Here is a 19,306-nt window from a genome sequence, read left to right as displayed (position 1 = left end):
AAACTGCCCCTTTCTCATAAAATAAAACGCTTTCAAATACAAAAGATACGTACTAATGATAGAAAATAAACCTATAAATAAATATTTGTACGAACAATTTCATTATAGTAATTGACTATTATACTGTCAATCTTTTCTTTTAAAAAAAGCCGGGGGCAGAGCCCGGCTTTTTGATTCAATAGGACGGCCAGCCCGAGCTCCAATTCAAATCATTGATGAGAAGCTTCGGAATGCCGTTGTCATTGGCATCATAGGCATGGCGAACAAGAATGTTTCCGTTCACAATATCCTGGCCTCCAGGTCCTTTCCATTGGTCATTGCCCGAATCCAAAATGGTGCCTCCGCCTTCAAGCATGCTTTTTCCGCTTTTGTCAAGATAAGGGCCTGTAATGTTTTTGGATCTTCCGTAAGCAATTTTGTACGTACTGTTTACCCCATCACAGCATTTATCAAATGAAACCATTAAATAGTAATAGCCATTTTGATACGTAAGAGTAGGAGCTTCTAAGGCACCTCCATTATTCGGTCTAGCTGCAATCGAATAGAGCGAGCCTGTAGGCTTCATCGTACTCTTATCGAGCTTAGTCAGCTTAATGCCGCTCCAAAACGAACCGAATGCAAGCCACGGGTTGCCATCCTTGTCGAAAGTCAGCTCCGGATCAATGGCGTTATAATTATTTGAGCTTGTCGAACGAATCACCAAGCCCTCGTCCTTCCAGCTCCCCGAACTGATGCTTGTTGAAGATGCCAGGCCAATGGCAGATGTATTGCTTCCAAAAGAAGAAACGGAATAATACAGCCAGTACTTGCCGTTATAGTATTGGATGTCCGGCGCCCACTGGTTTTGGCCATAATTCGGCACATAATTGGACCACCACGATAGCGGTGTAGTGAAAACGGATTTTTGTACGGTCCAATTTTTAGCGTCTGAAGACTTCAAAACCCGCAGTCCCCGTTCTTCAGTAAGCCCTGTTCCGAGCGCATACCATGAGCTCCCCTCTTTAATCATAGTCGGGTCATGAAGCAGCTCATTGGATGCACCCCAAAACGCTGCCTCTGCGGGAGCAGCAGAAGTGAATATCAAACCTGCAGCCAGAGCGGCACTCGAAAAATGTAAGAAGCGTTTCCATGCTTTTTTCTTTTTCAATTTTGTTTAACCTCCTTTATATTAGAAAGCGCTTACAAATTAGATTGTTTATCCTCCCTTCCTGTCAAATCGAGCTGCGTATCGTATATCGTCATGTTCAGGAAATTTTCGGTATCCCCTTTATTGTAGTCACTATGCTGTAATTTGTACAGACAAAAAAATAGAATCCGCCTCAATAGGCGGATTCTTCCGTATCTTTTATTGGTACGTAATTTCGTCAACCGTTTTTCGGTCTAACTTCTTAATGACTTCTGTAATTAACTTTACCGCGTTTTCATAATCATCACGATGCAGCATGGCCGCGTGCGTATGAATGTAGCGGGTTGCAATGGTAATGGACAGCGCAGGAACGCCATTCGCCGTCAAATGGATGGCACCAGAATCAGTTCCGCCGCCGGCAATGGCATCAAATTGGTACGGAATGCCGGCTTCCTCCGCAGTGGCTACAACTGCATCGCGCAAACCTTTGTGAGAGACCATGGATGCATCGTAAACGATAATCTGCGGGCCTTTGCCCATTTTGCTCTGCGCTTCCTTCTCGGAAATGCCAGGCGTGTCTCCTGCTATCCCTACATCAACACCAAACGCAATATCAGGCTGAATGGTGTGTGCAGCCGTTTTCGCTCCCCTCAGCCCGACTTCCTCCTGCACGGTTCCGACGCCATACACTATATTTGGATGGTCTGTGTTTTGTAAGTTTCTTAACACATCAATTGCAATTGCACAGCCGATGCGGTTGTCCCAGGCCTTTGCGAGTAGGAATTTTTCATTGTTCATGACCGTAAATTCAAAATGCGGAACGATCATATCTCCCGGAAGTACCCCCCACTCCAAGGCTTCTTCCCGGCTTGAAGCTCCAATATCAATAAACATGTCTTTTATTTCCACTGATTTTTTTCTTGCTTCAGGAGACAAAATATGAGGCGGCTTAGATCCGATAACCCCAGTGATTTCTCCTTTTTTTGTGACAATGGTGACCCGCTGGGCAAGCATAACCTGAGCCCACCAGCCGCCAACGGTTTGAAAACGGATAAAGCCCTTATCTGTGATTTGTGTCACCATAAAGCCGACTTCATCCAAATGTCCGGCGATCATAATTTTCGGACCGTTTTCTGCACCAGTTTTTTTGGCAATTAAACTGCCCAGGCGATCTGTTGTCACCTCATCAGCAAATGGTTCTATGTATGATTTCATCACTTGCCTTACTTCTCTTTCATTGCCCGGTATGCCTTTTGCATCTGTTAAATCTTTCAGCATGGTCAATGTTTCATCTAATTTTGCCATGTTCCAAACCCTCCTTCATCAGTCCTGCATTCTTATTATACAAAACATAGCGCTAACCATACGACTATTTCACTTGAAAATCGGGTATATGTTTTTACAGCTTTCTTTTAGAAAAAGTGAAACCTTTTTCTATGCTTTTCGTATTACATCAGATCATCACCATAAGGGAGGTGCCTTCACACAATGTTTGTCATGGTTCTAAGGATTATTTTGCTTGCACTTTTTGCTTATTGTATTTATACCGTGGTCAAATATGTCGCGAATCCTAAGAGAAGGCTTAAGCTGGCCCAATCAAAAGAACATTTTTATATTATTGATGAACAAAACAATACCCGGAAGAATTTTCAGCTGACGTATAAAGGCGTGCTTTTTGAGGGAGAAAAGCATATTCCTTCCAAGGATCATCCGCTGTTTATTCACACGATCTTTGTCTGGACAGAATCTCCTGAGAAGCTGAAGCATTTCTCTGCAAAAGATTTTGAGAGCATTGAAGAAAAAGTGCTGGAACGATATCCAAATTGTAAGATTGACTGGGACCAGCCCATTAAACTCGCAAAAAAAGCAGAAGAGCGTTAAACGCTTTTCTGCTTTTTATAAATCAAACGGGCTGTAGTAAATAGCGATGAGAATCGCTTCAATTACCAGAAGAAGCGGTACTCCGTACTTAAAAGAAGCGTGTTTCGTTTTATGTCTGAAGGTTTGCATGCCAAGCCAGACACCGAGCGCTCCAAACACGATGGCTATCAGCCACAGCCGGTCTTCAGAAATTCTCCACTTGTGCTGCTGCGCTTTGCGTTTGTCAATGCCCATCACCCAAAAACCGCACAGATTAATCAACACCAAATAAGCAGCAATAATCATGTTGCCTCATCCTTTATATAGAAAAAGCCGCTCTGCTGGAGAGCGGCTCTATATGATTACTTGTTTAATTGAGCTTTAGCAGCATCAGCAAGCTGATTGAATGCAGTAAGATCGTTTACAGCAAGATCAGCAAGCATTTTACGGTTTACTTCGATACCAGAAAGCTTAAGACCGTGCATTAAACGGCTGTAAGAAAGGCCGTTCATGCGAGCAGCTGCGTTGATACGAGTGATCCAAAGTTTACGGAAATCACGTTTTTTCTGACGACGGTCACGGAAAGCATAGTTTCCAGATTTCATGACCTGCTGGTTAGCTACTTTGTATAATGTATGTTTTGAACCGAAATAACCTTTTGCTAATTTAAGAACCTTTTTACGACGCTTACGTGTAACAGTTCCGCCTTTTACTCTTGGCATTGAATTTCCCTCCTAATTGTTCCTTATCCGATTACTTGATGTTAGCAAGCATTTGTTTGATACGTTTGAAGTCTCCTGCGCTTACAACAGCACTCTTGCGAAGCTTACGCTTTTGCTTTTGAGATTTGTTGGCGAATAAGTGACTTGTGTACGCGTGAGAACGTTTTAACTTCCCAGAACCTGTCTTTTTAAAACGTTTAGCAGATCCGCGGTGAGTTTTCATTTTTGGCATGGGATTTCCTCCTTATTGCTTTTCGTTTTTCGGTGCGAGCATTAAGAACATGCTGCGGCCGTCCATTTTTGGTTTTGTTTCGACTGTCGCAACCTCAGCACATGCTTCGGAGAAACGGTCTAATACACGCTGACCGATTTCTTTATGAGTGATTGCGCGTCCTTTAAAGCGGATAGAAGCTTTCACTTTATCGCCTTTTTCAAGGAATTTAATCGCATTGCGCAATTTCGTGTTAAAGTCATGCTCATCGATTGTCGGACTTAACCGAACTTCTTTTAAGTTAATGATTTTTTGATTCTTGCGTGCTTCTTTTTCCTTTTTCTGCTGCTCAAATCGGAACTTACCGTAGTCCATGATTCGGCAGACAGGCGGTTTTGCATTCGCTGCAACTAACACAAGGTCAAGATTTGCGCGGCCGGCGATTTCAAGTGCTTCCTGACGGGACTTGATTCCAAGCTGGTCGCCATTTTGTCCGATTAAACGGACCTCACGTGCACGGATACCCTCATTAACCAATTGATCTTTGCTAATAATGAGCCACCTCCATAGTTTCTTCGAATTGATTCACAACTCATTTTGAATGCATTTTGCAGGCAAACAAAAAGTGTGGGCATTATAAAACACCCACACTACGAACATCTGTATCAATAAAAATGTACGGTCAACCTGCCAACTACATGCATGTGTCAATCAGGTGAGAAGCGGGTGCTTCTGCTTGTGATTTATATTCAATTCAATAACTATTCTACACAATACCGGATCTTTAGTCAAGGACGACTTATCCGGAACAACTTTTACATTGTAACATGGGTTTTCTATGAGCGCAAGAGAGAAAAAGAAAATCTTTCATCCCCACCCAGAATGCAAAGAACCAACAATTCCCCCCTTATTTCGCAATTTACAACAAAACCACCGACAGGAAGAAATGTAAAACAAAGTTAATCTCTGACCGATATAAGAAGCAGAAGGGAGCCTGACACATGAACAAACTGATACAGCTTGCTTTATTTTTCACATTGATATTAACCGGTTGCTCGAATAGCAGCACATCTTCCGAATCAAAAGTCGAAACTGTTAAGACAACTGCAGCATTTCCTCAAAAGGGGCTGGAGAAAGAGCTAAAAAAACTAAAACCCGTTTCATTGGACATGAAGTTCGAGAGTCCACTTGCTACTGAGTTAGGAAAGCGGAAGGCAAAAGAAGAAGCTGAAAAGCAAAGACAAATCGCCGCAGAGAAAAAGCTTGAAAAAGAGCGGGAGGCGAAACGAAAGAAACAGCAGGAGGAAAAAGCAGAGAGACAGCGATTAGCAGAGCAGCAGGCGGCAGAGAATCAGCGATTAGCGGAAGCAAAAAGACAAGCTGAACTTGAAAGACAGCGGCAGGCAGCAATCCAAAAAGAGCAGAAAGCGAACGCTGAGAAAAAGCGGCAATCACAGGCACAACGGCAGCAGACCGAGGCACCCTCATCTAATAGTAAAAATCCACCATCTCCCTCGAGTCAGACAGATAAAACCATTCAACAGCCAGCTTCAGAGCTTCCTGATGACGATGGTTATGGTTATGAAGAACGAAAAAAGTGGCATGACGATCAAGTAGAATGGGGCATTAAACAAGGGTATATCGATCCCGAAGACGCACCATAAAATAAAAAAAGCCAAGGCATTCAGCCTTGGCTTATCCTCCGATCAGCTGCACGAACACAGGGATGACCAGAACCGTTACCACTCCTACTACGACAACAGCAATACTTGCCATCGCAGCTTCAACTTCTCCCATCTCAATCCCGACCGCTACACCAAGTGCATGTCCGGATGTTCCAAGAGCCAATCCTTTAGAAATCGGATTTTTCACTTTAAACACCTTCAAGAACAATGCTCCGAGCGCATATACGATGACAGCGTTAAAGATGACCGCAAAGGCTGTGATGTCGCTGATGCCCCCGATGCCTTTTGATAAAGGAAGCGCAATTGCCGTTGTAGCCGCCTGCGGAAGCATGCTTTTCATTACGGCCGAATCGAGATGAATGCCTTTAGCAAGCAAATAAACAATCGTGACAGAGCAGATAGAGCCGGCAATAATGGAGGCCATGATTTGCCACCAGTATTTTTTAAGCTTATCTCTTTGTTTGTACAAAGGAATTGCAAATGCGATCGTTGCCGGTTCAAGGAAAAACTTAATGATCTCTCCCCCGTTATTATAATCCGCGTAGGAAAAACCGCCGATTTTTAAAAATGCGATCCCCAGCACCATGGCAACAAACAAAGGAGTGAAAAGGAAGAAGCCTTTCGTTTTCTTAAATAAAAAGGTGCCGATGCCGAATGCAGCAAGTGATACGACAATCCCAAAATAAGGACTCATTGTGCTTTCCATGTGAAGAACCTCCTGTTTCCCTTAATGGTGAACGAGTTCGTTATTGTTCTGCGGGCTTTGCACTGTTTTTGTTTTCATGTCCGCTGCGGTTTTGCGTTTTCCGCTCAGCGACAGAATCAGCTGAGAAAACAATCCCGTAGCCCCCAGCAGAATAATCGTTGCGAGCAGAATGACAAGAACAATTTGCAGGCCGTATTGCTGCATCACACCAAGCGAATTCATAACAGATATACCTGACGGAACAAATAAAAATCCGATCAGAGAGGTTAAAGACGTTCCGAGCGTTTCCACTTGTTCCAGTTTAATGACTTTCAAACATAATAGGAGAAATAATAAGACCAACCCTACAACCGATGCCGGGATAGGTATTGGGACAATAGCGGCAATCATATTTGAAACCAGCATAATGACGGCAAAAATAAATGCTTGTGTTAAAAACCCGTACACTTTTTTAGCACTCATTTTCTTCACCTCTTTCTCTTTGGTACCCTCATTATAAATAAGAATCCCCTGTTATAAAGCGCTTACAAGATAACATGCCGAATAGCGTGTCTGAGTTGCAGAATCAAATGGCTGAAATGCAAAAAGCCGCCCATCAAATATGGAGCAGCTTTTTCAATTCCTTCGCATATGTCCGGCTGACCGGTATTTTCGATCCGTCTTTCATGATCAGATTATACGTTGAATTAAACCATGGCTGAATTTCTTTAATATATTCGGTATTCACGACAAAGCTCCGATGGACGCGGATAAAATCAGAATCCGGCAGCTTTTTCTCAATCACAACGAGTGTATCGCTGACCGTATAAGAATGATCGAAGGTTTTTACATTGACATGACCATCTTCTGTTCCGGCATAGATAATGTCCTTCGTATCCACAATCACAATCGATTCCCCCACAGATAGCGCGAGCTTGTGCTGGCCCGCATGGCTGTTTTGCTCTATTTCTACAATATCCCGATTGACTTTTTTATATTTTTTCAGCGTTTGCTGAATTCTTTCTTCATCGAAAGGCTTGGTTAAATAATCAAGAGCGTCCACCTCAAACGCTTTGAGCGCATACTGGTCATACGCTGTCGCAAACACAACAGCAGGAGGATGCTTCATTTTCTTCAATCGCTTTGCGATATCAAAACCGTTTTCTCCGGATAAATCAACGTCTAGAAACAGCAAATCAGGTTTTTGATCCATCATTTGGTCAAAAGCGGATTCGATATTTTCCGCTTCATTGATTTCCATTTCCTCATTGGTCCGCTTAAGCAAGTAAGCCAGTTCATCTCTTGCCAGCATCTCATCATCAACTATTAACACCCTGAGCATGTTCTTCTCCCTCTTTCATCTGTTGCATTGGCACTTGAAAGGAAACCTCTGTCCCTTTATGAACCTCACTGCTGATATGCAGTGCAGCCTGCTGTCCGAATAAACCGATCAGCCGCTGATTTAGGTTATAAAGCGCTGTACCGGTTCCCTCCTTAGACGGAAACGGTTTCTTTCCCAGTTCCGGCAAGACGTCCGGCGGAATTCCGCGTCCGTTATCCGCCACCTTCATATAGACGGATGCATCATCAGATAAGACACAGACTGTAACCTTGCATATGTCTTGTTTTTTCGGAAACGCGTGCCGAAGCGCGTTCTCGACAAGCACCTGCAAAACAAACGGAGGGATTTCAATCTGCTCCAGTCTTGTGTCGATCTTAAGCTCAATTTTATATTTCCCGGGAAAACGCGCCTGTTCTAATGACAAATAGGCGTTAAGATGGTTCAGCTCCTTTGAGAGCGGAATCAGCAGCTGTCTCGCTCCTTGAAGGTTTGAACGAAAATAAACACTGAGCTGCAATAGGAGCTTACGGGTTTTTTCAACATCTGTACGGCATAGCGCAGAAATCGTGTTGATCGCATTAAATAAAAAATGCGGATTCACCTGTGCTTGAAGCGCTTTAATTTCAGCATCCTTGAGAAGTTTGCTTTGCAGCTCTGCTTCCCCAAGCTCAAGCTGTGTCGAAAACAGCATGGCCAGCCCCTCGGCAAGTTCCTCCTCTACCTGACTCAGGCCTGCCGGGCTTTTAAAGTACATTTTCAAGGTGCCGATTGTATTGCCGTTCGATGTCAGCGGCAGAACAATTGCAGCGTGCAAAGGGCATTCAGCATGCGTGCATTCAATCTCTTCCTGCGAAATCGCCTTCATAATATGCCCTGTTTTAATCACCTTTTTGGACAGGCCGGTGATCAAACTTTTCGATGGGATGTGGTGATCCATTCCCGCACCGACATGCGCAAGGATCTTTTCTTTATCAGTGAGAGACACCGCATCTGTTCCTGTCAGCTTATGGATAATAGCCGCTACACTTTTACAGGAGTTTTCATTTAATCCTTGGCGAAAAAATGGAAGTGTCTGATCAGCAATCGTCAGCACTCGATGCGTTTCGAGAGCTCTTGCCTGTTCTTCCTTGCGAATGATCGCTTGAATAATAGACAGAAAAATAAAACTGCCTGTTCCATTGATGAGTATCATCGGAATTCCGATCATGCTGACAAGCTCCCAAGCGTCACTGAACGGCTTTGCCATCAGCAAAATAATGATCATTTGCAGTGACTCCATGCCGATTCCCACAAGAGCGGCGATACGCGGTGTCGGCATTCGATATCGCTTCGTAAAATACCGGCCGATCAAGCCTGCAAGAACACCCGCTAAAATAGATGATACGGCACAGCTTAAAGCCGTGCTGCCACCGAGTGAAAAACGATGCAGGCCCGACAGTATGCCGATCCCAGCCCCTACAAACGGACCTCCGAGAAGGCCCCCGATTTCCACGCCCAAAATACGGGTATTCGCGATAGAGCCCGATGGATCTATCGTAAACACCCAGTCATTGTTTACAATCATATTTCTTTGAATTTCGATGCCTGTATAATTGCTGATGATGCTGAAAAGAGAAAAAATTGAAATTAAAATCGCTTTTCCTTTATAGCCGTCCTGATTCTGAAGAGCTTGTCTGAAAAGTTTCGTATGGGCGAGAATAAACCCTAATATAACAATAATCCCCACTCTCTCCAGCATCATAATCATTAAATGAATCATTCATGTCACCTGTTCTTTCCGTTTTCATTCTAGCATGTTTTCGTTTTACGGCTGACTGTTTTTTTAAAATCGTCTGAAAACATATTTCACAAGGCTTTTATCTATTGTAAAATAAAACATGAGCCTTTTGGCAGAAAGATTTGAATCTGAAGCAGAGGAGAAGATCATGAAAGCCGTATTTTTTGATTTAGATGATACACTACTTTGGGACGAAAAAAGCGTCAGAACAACATTTGCAGAAACTTGCTTACAGGCGGAGAAAAAATATGGCCTTGACCCTGAGGAATTCGAAGCAGCTGTTCGCGAAGCGGCGAGAGAATTGTACATGTCATATGAGACGTATCCATATACAGTGATGATCGGCATTAACCCGTTTGAAGGACTGTGGTCCAATTTCTCAGAGCCAATCAGTGAAGGCTTTCAAAAGCTGAACAAGATTGTGCCGGAGTACAGAAGAAATGCATGGACAAACGGACTGAAAGCGCTTGGGATCGATGATCCTGCATATGGCGAATACTTGGGAGAGTTTTTTGCGGCAGAGCGCAGAAAACGCCCGTTTGTATATGATGAAACTTTTGCTGTACTCGATCAATTAAAAGGCAAGTATGAATTATTGCTTTTGACAAATGGCGATCCGAGTCTGCAAAAGGAGAAGCTTGCCGGCGTACCTGAGCTCGCTCCTTACTTCAATGAAATCGTCATCTCGGGCGCATTCGGCAAGGGCAAGCCGGATGTTTCAATTTTTGAACACTGCCTTAAGCTGATGAATATTGAAAAAGACGATGCCATCATGGTCGGCGATAATTTGAATACTGATATTTTAGGCGCTTCAAGAGCCGGAATCAAAACCGTTTGGATCAACCGGACTGATAAGAAAAACGAAACTGACGTAACGCCTGATTACATCATCAGCAGCCTTCATGATTTGTTTCCTATATTAGAGAAATAAAAAAGCATGATCTCTTCAAACGAGATCATGCTTTTTATTTTATTTTTTCGCTTCAGCTACTGCCTTTTTCACAAACTCATCAAGTGAAATGGTTTCAGAGTTCTGTTCTCCGTATTTACGCACGTTTACCGCTCCGTTTTCTGCTTCTTGGTCACCGACCACCAGCATGTACGGGATTTTTTGCATTTGCGCTTCACGGATTTTGTAGCCGATTTTTTCATCGCGGCTGTCGACTTCAACACGCAGGCCTTCACGTTGCAGGCGTTCCTGCACTTTTTTCGCGTAGTCTAAATGCACAGCCGGAGAAACCGGGATGACTTGGAACTGAACCGGTGCAAGCCATGTCGGCAGCGCGCCTTTGTGTTCTTCGATTAAGAAGGCAACAAAGCGTTCCATTGTTGAAACGACACCTCTGTGAATGACAACCGGACGGTGCTGCTTGCCGTCCTCACCGATGTATGTCAGGTCGAAACGTTCCGGCAATAAGAAATCAAGCTGAACCGTAGACAGTGTTTCTTCTTTTCCAATCGCAGTTTTCACCTGAACATCAAGTTTAGGGCCGTAGAATGCCGCTTCACCTTCTGCTTCGTAATAGTCGTGGCCGATTTCGTCCATTGCCTCTTTCAGCATGGATTGCGCTTTGTTCCACATTTCATCGTCATCAAAATATTTCTCTGTATCTTCCGGATCGCGGTAAGACAGACGGAATGTGTAATCACTTAAACCGAAGTCTTCATAAACATCCTGAATTAAACGGACTGTACGGATAAACTCATCCTTAATTTGATCCGGGCGCACAAAGATGTGTGCATCATTTAACGTCATTCCGCGTACCCGTTGAAGCCCTGACAGCGCACCTGACATTTCATAGCGGTGCATCGTTCCAAGCTCTGCAATACGAATCGGAAGCTCGCGGTAACTGTGAATGTCTTGTTTGTAAATCATCATATGGTGCGGACAGTTCATCGGACGCAATACAAGTGTTTCATTGTCCATTTCCATCGGAGGGAACATGCCTTCCTGATAATGATCCCAGTGTCCTGATGTTTCATACAGCTCTTTGCTGCCTAGCACAGGTGTGTATACGTGCTCATAGCCGAGGCTGATTTCTTTATCAACAATGTAGCGCTCGATGACGCGGCGGATTGTCGCGCCTTTTGGCAGCCAAAGCGGCAGGCCTTGTCCGACTTTTTGAGAGTTCGCAAACAGCTTTAATTCTTTGCCGAGCTTTCTGTGGTCGCGTTCTTTCGCTTCTTCTAGCATACGAAGATGCTCTTCAAGATCAGCTTTTTTGAAGAAAGCTGTGCCATATACGCGCTGAAGCATTTGGTTTTTGCTGTCACCGCGCCAGTATGCGCCTGCAAGGCTTAACAGCTTAAATTCTTTGATTTTTCCGGTTGAAGGAACGTGGACGCCGCGGCACAGGTCAAAGAATTCGCCTTGCTCATAGATCGAAACGGTTTCTCCTTCAGGAATCGCATCCAATAGTTCAAGCTTCAGGTCGTCGCCGATTTCCGCAAAACGGGCTTTCGCTTCTTCACGGCTGACTTCTTTTCGAACGATCGGAAGGTTCGCATTAACGATTTTTTTCATTTCTTTCTCGATTTTCGGCAGATCCTCCGGTGTAATCGCTTCGTCCATTTCTACATCGTAGTAAAACCCGTTTTCGATAACCGGACCGACGCCGAATTTAACATCCTTGTAGATGCGTTTAATCGCTTGAGCCAGCAAGTGAGCCGTACTGTGGCGCATAATTTGAAGACCTTCTTCTGAGCCTTCTGTAATGATTTCCACTGTACCGTCTTCATTGATCGGCGTTCTCAAATCGATTTCTTTTCCGTTCAGTTTTCCGGCTAATGATTTTTTCTTTAATCCCGGACTGATGGATGCCGCGATATCTTCTGTTGTTGTTCCTTTCGCAAACTCCTTGACTGCTCCATCAGGAAATGTGATTTTTACCATATCTGACATCTTTGTCACTCCTTTTTTTGCATATAAAAACCCCGCCCCCTATGAAAGGGACGAGGTTGAATAAACGGAATCGTGGTTCCACCCTTTTTTCCGCAAAGCCAATACGGCACCTGCGGCTCTAAGCTCTGTAACGGGAGTTCCCGTCAGCCATTACTGTTCCTTTTCAAGAGGTTCACAGCTGAAGTTCAAAGGCGGTAAAGCGAATGGTCCTTAGCTGGGAAGCTTGCAGCCAGGGCTTCCCTCTCTTTGAGCCGGTATCATTCCTTCGTGTCCTTATCAATACGTGTGTCTTTCTTAATCTCCTATGTATTATAAATTGTTCAATCCAAAAAATCAACACGATCGCGTTTCCTTTTTTTAAACCGACAGCCTTATATAGACAGGCTGCCGGCCCTCATCCTTCCGAGTGCTTCACCGGTATTTCTGCATCTGTAAAAGCATGCAGCGGGAGCATTTCCACTCTCTCTTGAAATACGTTTTGAATGGTCCTTGCCATCATGTGCTCGGGCTGGTCGGTATAAAGCACGACTTCATCAGGCGCAATGGAAATCAGCGGCGCGAGCAAATGAGAATCAATATACATAGGATGATCCCGGACAAATCTTCTGTCTATGTATTTCATTTTTTCCCGTTCCGGCACATAGCGCAGCTCCCATAATGTAAAGGAACCATCATGGACAATATGCACTTTTTTGATTCGCGGCTGTTTGGCGTTCACATAGTCTCTGAGTGTTTGAATAAAGTTTTGATATTCCTGTTCCATCTTATATTCATCAATCGCTGCTTCTGTAATATCTCTCAGCTGCTTATAGTATGATCCAAGTCGGAAGGTCTGAAAGGAGCGAATGTAAAATACTCCTTCCTCTAAACAGATCGTTTGGAGTTCATCCAAAATAGATTGTTTCCGTGAAAGCTTCAGCGGCTCAAACGGAAGATCGTCTGCTTCACCTTCAATAATACTGTGTGCGAGCTGAAGGATTTGCTGCTGTTCATCCTGGTCCGTGAAACAATAAGTTTCCTCAATCAATGACAGCATATGCTCGTCTTCTTTGCATTCCAAAAAAAATTTGACCAGAATCGGCTCCATAAAACGCTGAATAGGAAAAGCCGGATTCGCTTTTTCAATCCCGATTTTTCGTATGCCTTCACGGACAATGATATTGTTCCGATCGTCCGAATGCTGAATGAGATGTAAAAAAGCGGCTGCATCATGGTCATCTTCAAAGATTATTTCAAGCATGTTTGTCCCCCCTTACGGCATCTGTTACAAGTATATGGGGGATGTTTTTAAAATAGACGTAAAGGTCATTGGCAAATCTTAATTTGATTCTTGGAACAAGTTTTGCATTTTCTTTCTGAGGATGAATGGCAGCGAGATAAACACGATATACAGAGCTAGGACAAGAAAGAAAGCGGGCAGATTGCCAGCCAAAAAGCTCGCACCCAGCACATTAAGCGCAATCGTCCCAGGAATGATACCCACAGCCGTCGCCGCAAAATACGGCAGCGCTTTGACATTGGAAAGGCCTGCCGCATAGCTGACGAAATCAAAATTGATCGGCAGGATTCTCAAAAAAAAGATATAGAAAAATCCGTTATCCTCCATTTGCTTCTGTATGGCTTCAAGCCTTTCGTAATGCCCGTTCTTTTTCGCCGAAAACAAACCGGCCGCAAAAAACGAAACAGCTGAAGCGCACATCGAACCGAATAACGTATAAAGCGTGCCGAGAAGCGGGCCAAACGCAAGTCCGCCAGCTATTGAAATAACAGACACCGGAAATAAAACAAGTGGCCTGACGATGGATATCCCGATAAACATCAGAGGTGCAAAGACTCCGAACGACAATACCCATACCCTGATTTCTTTCGGCGATACATTCAAATACGTTTTATTTCCCCAATAGAGTAAACCAGCACCTGCAAGCATTGCCAGCCATTTGACAGCGGTTTTTCGTTTCATACCCTCAGTTCCTTCCCCTTTGAACCACAGCAATTATGGATGTCGGCGGTTTTCTCCGTCAAGGCGGATCGGAGCAGCCAAATATAATATCCGCTCCATTAATCTTGCAGCTTTTACTTCTTCTTTTTCTCCCCTCTGCGAATACGTAAAATGATGCTTCAGCTCGTCAGGTGAGAAATTAGAAGAAAAGAACGTTGGCAGCTGCTGGGACATTCTGTGCTGAAGCACCGTTCCGATGACTTCATCCCTTACCCAGCTTGTCATTGATTCTGCTCCGATGTCATCAAGCATCAATACGGGTGTGGTCTTTACCATATTGAGCTTCTCTTCCAATGTCTGGTCTTGCAGCGAATTTTTAAGCTCTCTCACAAATTCAGGCACATAGACAATCATGGAGGAGTACTCTTTTTCCGCCAGCTCATTGGCAATTGCAGCGAGCATAAACGTTTTTCCTACCCCAAATTTCCCGTATAAATATAATCCTTTCCCTTTTCCCGTCTCATTATAGCTTTTCAGGAAGTCTGTAACATGCTGAAACATCGCGAGCCTGCTCGGGTCACTGATATCAACTTGTTGGAACGTCGCTCCGAGAAGATCCTGCTGGATATACATGCTTTTCATAAGAGACTTTTGTTTCTTCTGCTGGTCGAGCTTCCGTTTGACTGGACATTCATAATACTCGATATCAATAGACCGCCCATTGACAACAAGTTTCGGATGGTAGCCCTCCAACAAATTGTTGCAGTTTTCATCTTCCGAACAATAGGAGCAATTCTTGCTTTGTTCAATATATTCATAAAGCTTATTTAAGCTCTTTTCGATCATTTTTTGGTCAATCACTTCTTCGTTTTCCTTCAAAAATGCTTGAACATCTTGATCTTTCATGACTTTTTCCTTCATTTGTTCAAGACGTTTTTGGAAATCCGGCCTGCCGGTTACGCCCTGCAGGGAACGGCCGATTGGTTCCATCTATTCCTTCACCCCGCATCTCTGTCTTTAATAGGCAGAGTATTTTTTCAGTTTTTGCATTTCTTCCATCATCTTTTTCTTCTGTTCTTCCAAATCCTGCGGATGCAGCTTCTGCTGTCCGGATTCTGAGTCAGACGCTGTTTCCTTTTCTGTCATCCAATCAGGAAGCTTTTCTTCACGAATCACTTTTTGGTTTCGTTTCGAAGACTTTGTTTTTCCTTCAGCCCATTCAAGATACTGGCGGTTTTCTTCTATTGCGAGCTTCATCGCTTCCCTGACCGTTTTTACCTTTTTGCGTGCCCAATGCGAAGCGATTTTTTGGATATAGTTTTTCGACAGCTTCATGTCGGTTTTCAGCATGACATAATAAATTAACACATTTGTGACGCCTGGCTCGAGCTTCTGTTCGAACATAATTTCTTCTATGATCTTCAGATCAGCTTTTGACGGCTCTGTTCCGTCAGCAATGTCCTGCAGAAGCTTCTTCGGGGAAATCGTCTCCAGCAATGCGATCAGCTTCCCATCCAGAGAATCCTCTTCTGCCGGTTTTTCGCCTTCACGCAGATGCACCGGCTGTGTTTTTTCCACCAAATCGGGCAGCTGTCCGTTTCTTTCAATTTGATACCAGTCGCTCGCCGCTTTTCTTAATGCCTCCGTCGTAATGACGTCACGCTCATCAATTGCGCTCATTACAACATTTTGCATTTGCAAAGGGTCAATTCCGTACAGATAAGAAAGCTTTTTGATTGTGTCCCGCACCTGCTGGGTCATCGCTTTTCTCGGTATCATCGTCTCAGAAAGTCCCGCTAAAAACAAATCAAAATCAAATACATCCTCCGTTATGGTGTAGGACGGAGACTGTCCGACAGAAGTATACTCGGACCCCTCGGCAAGCCTTACCGTTTCCTCCATATCGGATGTGAGCTTCCATTCACTCGGCTGCAGCGATTCAAACGCATGATTAAACGGACGCGTAATGTCCTTCGCATCTTCTGAAATGGCCGGGTGCGTAAAAAATTGTTTTAATTGCTGATATTTCGTTTTTCCGACTCTATTATACAGAAAAACATTCAGCATTCCGTCTTCAAAAAATTCATTCGGTCTGAGCGGCGGAAGGAGTTCATATATAAAGAGGCGCTCCTGCCGCTCGGATTCTTTCATATATACTTTCAGCAATCCGATGCCCTCGAGCTTCCCCTGTTCCTGATGGATCGTTTTTAAGTTGGACTGTGTCATCCCCATCAGCTGTCTATGTGTGGACTCTCCGCCCCACAGACGGTTTTGTTCAAGCTCTCCCCACAATGTCATATAAAGAGAGAATGCAACAGGGCCGATTAAGGGCTGGTACAGTTGTGTAATAATTTGTCTGTCAATATCCTGCAGCATCGATCTGCTTTTAACCACATACGGGTCTACAGGCAGTACATCTTTCCAATAGTCAGCCATACATTCTCAAACCTTCCGAATTTGTTTCTACCTTTCATTTTACACCGTTTCTTATATCTATCAAATGCCAATTTTGCACATGAGAAAAGAGCTAGAAGAATCCTCTTAGCTCTTTTAACGCTCTTTCTTTATTAAGTCTTTTAATTCGTCGATAAAGACGTTTATATCTTTAAACTGCCGATAGACGGACGCGAACCGCACATATGCGACTTCGTCAATCTTAGCCAGCCGGTCCATGACCATTTCTCCGACGAGCTCACTCTTCACCTCAGAGCAGCCTTGATTGCGAAGCTCTTTTTCAATATCAAAGCACATGTCTTCAAGCGTTTTGAGTGAAACAGGCCTTTTTTCACATGCTTTTATGAGGCCGCGCAGCATTTTTTCTCTGCTGAATTCCTCACGCACACCTTCTTTTTTCACAACGATGAGCGGGGTTTCCTCCACTTTCTCAAAGGTCGTAAACCGGTAGTGGCAGGATTCGCACTCGCGTCTTCGGCGAATCGACTTTCCGTCATCCACAGGCCGTGAATCAAGGACTCGTGTTCCGTTATGCTGGCATGAAGGACATTTCAATAAAATCAGCTCCCAACTATATCGTTCCCTGCAATGTATTTTCGGCAGCCTCCGCCTTTTAAAAATAGATGTGACAGCATCTGTCGGGAGAGCCGTTGTTAAATTTGTTTCTATAGCATTAGGTGGTTTGTGAAAATCTCCTTCTTATTTTACAAAAAAAATGAAAAAAGAAAAAGCTGACACTCTCGTTTCTTTATAAAAATAAAAGGAGCATAAGCTAAAAAGCGCATAATGGCTTTCTAGCTTCAGCTCCCTTTGTGTTCGCAATTTACTTTATAGTACTTTCGCTTGCGCCTGTTTAATTTGCACAGGCCCCATTCCTCTTGGTATTTCAATGTTTTCTCTTGTATCAGCATGTAATGCCTCTGCAATGTAATCAGCAGCGACATTAGGATCTAAGTCTCCACAAGTATAAACATCAATGCTCGCATATCCGTGCTCAGGAAAACTGTGAATCGTTAAGTGTGATTCAGAAATAATCACAACTCCGCTTACGCCTTGCGGTGCAAATTTGTGAAATGCAACCTCGCGCACCTCAGCACCTGATTTTAGAGCAGCATTTACAAACGTTTTTTCAATAAAATCCATGTCATTCAGCTTATCAAAATCGCATCCCCATAGCTCGGAGATAACGTGACGCCCCATTGTTTCCATAGTCATGGACCCCCCTTAACAAGAATTAAAAAGTGAAATTCCAACAACTGGGTCGGCCATTTACCACGGGGGAAAGTTAGTCCGGAGAGGTCCTAACCCTTTAAGTAATTCCGAAACAGTCTCAAGCAAGAAGTTCACGAAAAATAGTATACTGTGTTTAAGTCTAATTTGCAAGGTGCGTTTTTTCAGAAATATGTTGTTAAGGGTTTTTTCTTTAAAATGTGTCCATGACCTTATTTTATACAGCAGAAGGATGTTTCATTCGTGCCGCTACATGGCGGATCAGATCAACAACTCTGCAGGAGTAGCCCCATTCGTTGTCATACCACGCCAGCACCTTTACTTTCCTGTCTTCCATTACCATTGTTGTAAGCCCGTCAATGACCGCTGAATGCGGATTCGTATTATAATCAGTCGAAACGAGCGGTTCATCTGAGTAATCAAGTACACCGTACATCGACGTTTTGGCAGCGCGTTTAAATGCCTCGTTTACTTCTTCAGCCGTAACATCCGTTTTCAGATCAACAACGAGATCAACCAATGAGACGTTCGGAACAGGGACACGCAAGGCGAGGCCGTGAAGTTTTCCTTTCAGATGCGGCAGCACAAGCGAAAGCGCCTTTGCCGCTCCTGTTGTCGTCGGAATGATGGATTCACCGCAAGCCCGCGCCCGACGCAAATCTTTGTGCGGGTTATCAATATTTTTTTGGTCATTTGTATACGCATGAACTGTAGTCATCAGACCGCTCTCAATGCCAAACTCTTCATCCAGCACTTTTACAACAGGCGCAAGGCAGTTTGTCGTGCATGACGCATTTGAAATAATGACGTGGCGCTCAGCGTCAAATTGGTCCTCATTTACGCCCATCACAATGGTAACGTCTTCATTTTTTCCCGGAGCGGTCAAAATCACTTTTTTTGCGCCTGCTTCTATATGGCCCATCGCTTTATCTTTAGCATTAAACTTCCCTGTTGCTTCGACGACTATGTCAATATCATATTCCCGCCAAGGCAGCTGTTTTGGATCACGGCTGTTTAACAAAAGCACTTTCTTTCCATTTACGATCAGGCTGTCTTCACCAGCCACAACTTCTTTGTCGTATCTGCCGTGAATTGTGTCATACTTTATTAAATGAGCCAGCGTTTCTGCGGAATAGCTGGCGTTAATGGCCACTATTTGAATTTGATCGTCTAACATCGCTTTTCTAAAAACCATTCTTCCGATTCTTCCAAACCCGTTGATCGCTACTTTTACCTTCATGTTGGACACCCCTTATCAATTATGCCATCCTAATTTGTTACTATCTAAAATTAGTATAACACATTAAAACGAATTCGCCAGTACATATTGATAAAAATCAACGATTATAACGCTAATTTATGATGCATCTTAT

The 19,306-nt window shown here is 43.8% G+C and carries 21 protein-coding genes and 1 other annotated feature; of the genes, 3 read left to right on the top strand and 18 right to left on the bottom strand.

Features of this window, described 5'->3' with window-relative positions:
- Positions 1–175 precede the first annotated feature (175 nt).
- Both abnA and NYE22_RS06670 read right to left on the bottom strand, forming a co-directional pair.
- Positions 176–1,147, bottom strand: a complete 972-nt coding sequence (gene abnA, locus NYE22_RS06675) for an arabinan endo-1,5-alpha-L-arabinosidase AbnA (protein WP_302896749.1) — start codon at positions 1,145–1,147, stop codon at positions 176–178.
- 198 nt (positions 1,148–1,345) lie between these two features.
- Positions 1,346–2,431: a M42 family metallopeptidase gene (locus NYE22_RS06670; protein WP_003229495.1), complete on the bottom strand. Its 1,086-nt coding sequence runs from the start codon at positions 2,429–2,431 to the stop codon at positions 1,346–1,348.
- 183 nt (positions 2,432–2,614) lie between these two features.
- On the opposite strand from NYE22_RS06670, the gene ysdB reads away from it, so the two are divergent.
- Positions 2,615–3,007 (top strand): sigma W pathway protein YsdB, encoded by a 393-nt coding sequence (gene ysdB / locus NYE22_RS06665; RefSeq protein ID WP_302896748.1) that lies wholly within the window; start codon positions 2,615–2,617, stop codon positions 3,005–3,007.
- A gap of 15 nt (positions 3,008–3,022) precedes the next feature.
- Here the strand turns inward: ysdB and NYE22_RS06660 are convergent, their stop codons facing one another.
- Genes NYE22_RS06660 through infC form a run of 4 tightly spaced genes read right to left on the bottom strand, consistent with a single transcriptional unit; the run spans position 3,023 to position 4,474 of the window.
- Positions 3,023–3,292: a DUF1294 domain-containing protein gene (locus tag NYE22_RS06660; protein WP_003229490.1), complete on the bottom strand. Its 270-nt coding sequence runs from the start codon at positions 3,290–3,292 to the stop codon at positions 3,023–3,025.
- Between the two features lie 56 nt (positions 3,293–3,348).
- Positions 3,349–3,708 (bottom strand): 50S ribosomal protein L20, encoded by a 360-nt coding sequence (gene rplT, locus NYE22_RS06655; protein WP_003222420.1) that lies wholly within the window; start codon positions 3,706–3,708, stop codon positions 3,349–3,351.
- 31 nt (positions 3,709–3,739) lie between these two features.
- The gene (gene rpmI / locus NYE22_RS06650; protein WP_003222418.1) at positions 3,740–3,940 is read right to left on the bottom strand and encodes a 50S ribosomal protein L35; all 201 of its coding nucleotides are present in this window, start codon (positions 3,938–3,940) and stop codon (positions 3,740–3,742) included.
- Positions 3,941–3,952: 12 nt separating this feature from the next.
- A complete protein-coding gene (gene infC / locus NYE22_RS06645) occupies positions 3,953–4,474 on the bottom strand; it encodes a translation initiation factor IF-3 (protein ID WP_010886591.1) in 522 nt (173 codons plus the stop codon).
- A gap of 58 nt (positions 4,475–4,532) precedes the next feature.
- Positions 4,533–4,663, bottom strand: a sequence feature (ribosomal protein L20 leader region).
- 257 nt (positions 4,664–4,920) lie between these two features.
- Between infC and NYE22_RS06640 the strand changes: the two genes are divergently transcribed.
- Positions 4,921–5,583: a hypothetical protein gene (locus NYE22_RS06640; RefSeq protein WP_032726368.1), complete on the top strand. Its 663-nt coding sequence runs from the start codon at positions 4,921–4,923 to the stop codon at positions 5,581–5,583.
- Between the two features lie 31 nt (positions 5,584–5,614).
- Here the strand turns inward: NYE22_RS06640 and lrgB are convergent, their stop codons facing one another.
- The 4 genes from lrgB to lytS form a co-directional block, all read right to left on the bottom strand.
- Complete coding sequence (gene lrgB / locus NYE22_RS06635) at positions 5,615–6,310, bottom strand: antiholin-like protein LrgB (RefSeq protein WP_003229482.1); 696 nt, start codon at positions 6,308–6,310, stop codon at positions 5,615–5,617.
- Positions 6,311–6,331: 21 nt separating this feature from the next.
- Positions 6,332–6,772, bottom strand: coding sequence for an antiholin-like murein hydrolase modulator LrgA (lrgA, locus tag NYE22_RS06630; protein WP_014477620.1), 441 nt, complete (start codon positions 6,770–6,772; stop codon positions 6,332–6,334).
- Between the two features lie 133 nt (positions 6,773–6,905).
- Positions 6,906–7,631, bottom strand: a complete 726-nt coding sequence (gene lytT / locus NYE22_RS06625) for a two-component system response regulator LytT (RefSeq protein ID WP_019712907.1) — start codon at positions 7,629–7,631, stop codon at positions 6,906–6,908.
- Positions 7,609–9,390: a two-component system sensor histidine kinase LytS gene (gene lytS, locus NYE22_RS06620; RefSeq protein ID WP_041851083.1), complete on the bottom strand. Its 1,782-nt coding sequence runs from the start codon at positions 9,388–9,390 to the stop codon at positions 7,609–7,611. The genes lytT and lytS overlap by 23 nt, the downstream gene beginning before the upstream one ends.
- 166 nt (positions 9,391–9,556) lie before the next feature.
- Between lytS and NYE22_RS06615 the strand changes: the two genes are divergently transcribed.
- A complete protein-coding gene (locus NYE22_RS06615; RefSeq protein ID WP_032726370.1) occupies positions 9,557–10,339 on the top strand; it encodes an HAD family hydrolase in 783 nt (260 codons plus the stop codon).
- Between the two features lie 39 nt (positions 10,340–10,378).
- Here the strand turns inward: NYE22_RS06615 and thrS are convergent, their stop codons facing one another.
- The 8 genes from thrS to NYE22_RS06575 form a co-directional block, all read right to left on the bottom strand.
- The gene (gene thrS / locus NYE22_RS06610; protein ID WP_014480529.1) at positions 10,379–12,310 is read right to left on the bottom strand and encodes a threonine--tRNA ligase; all 1,932 of its coding nucleotides are present in this window, start codon (positions 12,308–12,310) and stop codon (positions 10,379–10,381) included.
- A gap of 394 nt (positions 12,311–12,704) precedes the next feature.
- Positions 12,705–13,550: a putative sporulation protein YtxC gene (ytxC, locus tag NYE22_RS06605; protein WP_021480288.1), complete on the bottom strand. Its 846-nt coding sequence runs from the start codon at positions 13,548–13,550 to the stop codon at positions 12,705–12,707.
- A gap of 78 nt (positions 13,551–13,628) precedes the next feature.
- Positions 13,629–14,270, bottom strand: a complete 642-nt coding sequence (locus NYE22_RS06600) for a TVP38/TMEM64 family protein (RefSeq protein WP_032726573.1) — start codon at positions 14,268–14,270, stop codon at positions 13,629–13,631.
- A 33-nt stretch (positions 14,271–14,303) separates the two neighbouring features.
- Positions 14,304–15,239, bottom strand: coding sequence for a primosomal protein DnaI (dnaI, locus tag NYE22_RS06595; protein ID WP_014480531.1), 936 nt, complete (start codon positions 15,237–15,239; stop codon positions 14,304–14,306).
- A 27-nt stretch (positions 15,240–15,266) separates the two neighbouring features.
- Positions 15,267–16,685, bottom strand: a complete 1,419-nt coding sequence (gene dnaB, locus NYE22_RS06590) for a replication initiation membrane attachment protein DnaB (RefSeq protein WP_120028463.1) — start codon at positions 16,683–16,685, stop codon at positions 15,267–15,269.
- A gap of 114 nt (positions 16,686–16,799) precedes the next feature.
- The gene (nrdR, locus tag NYE22_RS06585; RefSeq protein WP_003223586.1) at positions 16,800–17,258 is read right to left on the bottom strand and encodes a transcriptional regulator NrdR; all 459 of its coding nucleotides are present in this window, start codon (positions 17,256–17,258) and stop codon (positions 16,800–16,802) included.
- A 273-nt stretch (positions 17,259–17,531) separates the two neighbouring features.
- Entirely contained in the window at positions 17,532–17,912 is a 381-nt protein-coding gene (gene speD, locus NYE22_RS06580) for an adenosylmethionine decarboxylase (protein WP_003223584.1), read from the bottom strand.
- 238 nt (positions 17,913–18,150) lie between these two features.
- On the bottom strand, positions 18,151–19,173 hold the full coding sequence (locus NYE22_RS06575) for a glyceraldehyde-3-phosphate dehydrogenase (protein WP_072173604.1): 1,023 nt from the start codon (positions 19,171–19,173) through the stop codon (positions 18,151–18,153).
- Positions 19,174–19,306: the final 133 nt, after the last annotated feature.

Source organism: Bacillus sp. FSL K6-1560, from assembly GCF_038592935.1.
Lineage (GTDB): Bacteria > Bacillota > Bacilli > Bacillales > Bacillaceae > Bacillus > Bacillus subtilis.
Note: the sequence above shows the minus strand (reverse complement) of the source record. Positions and strands in the feature narration are given on the sequence as shown.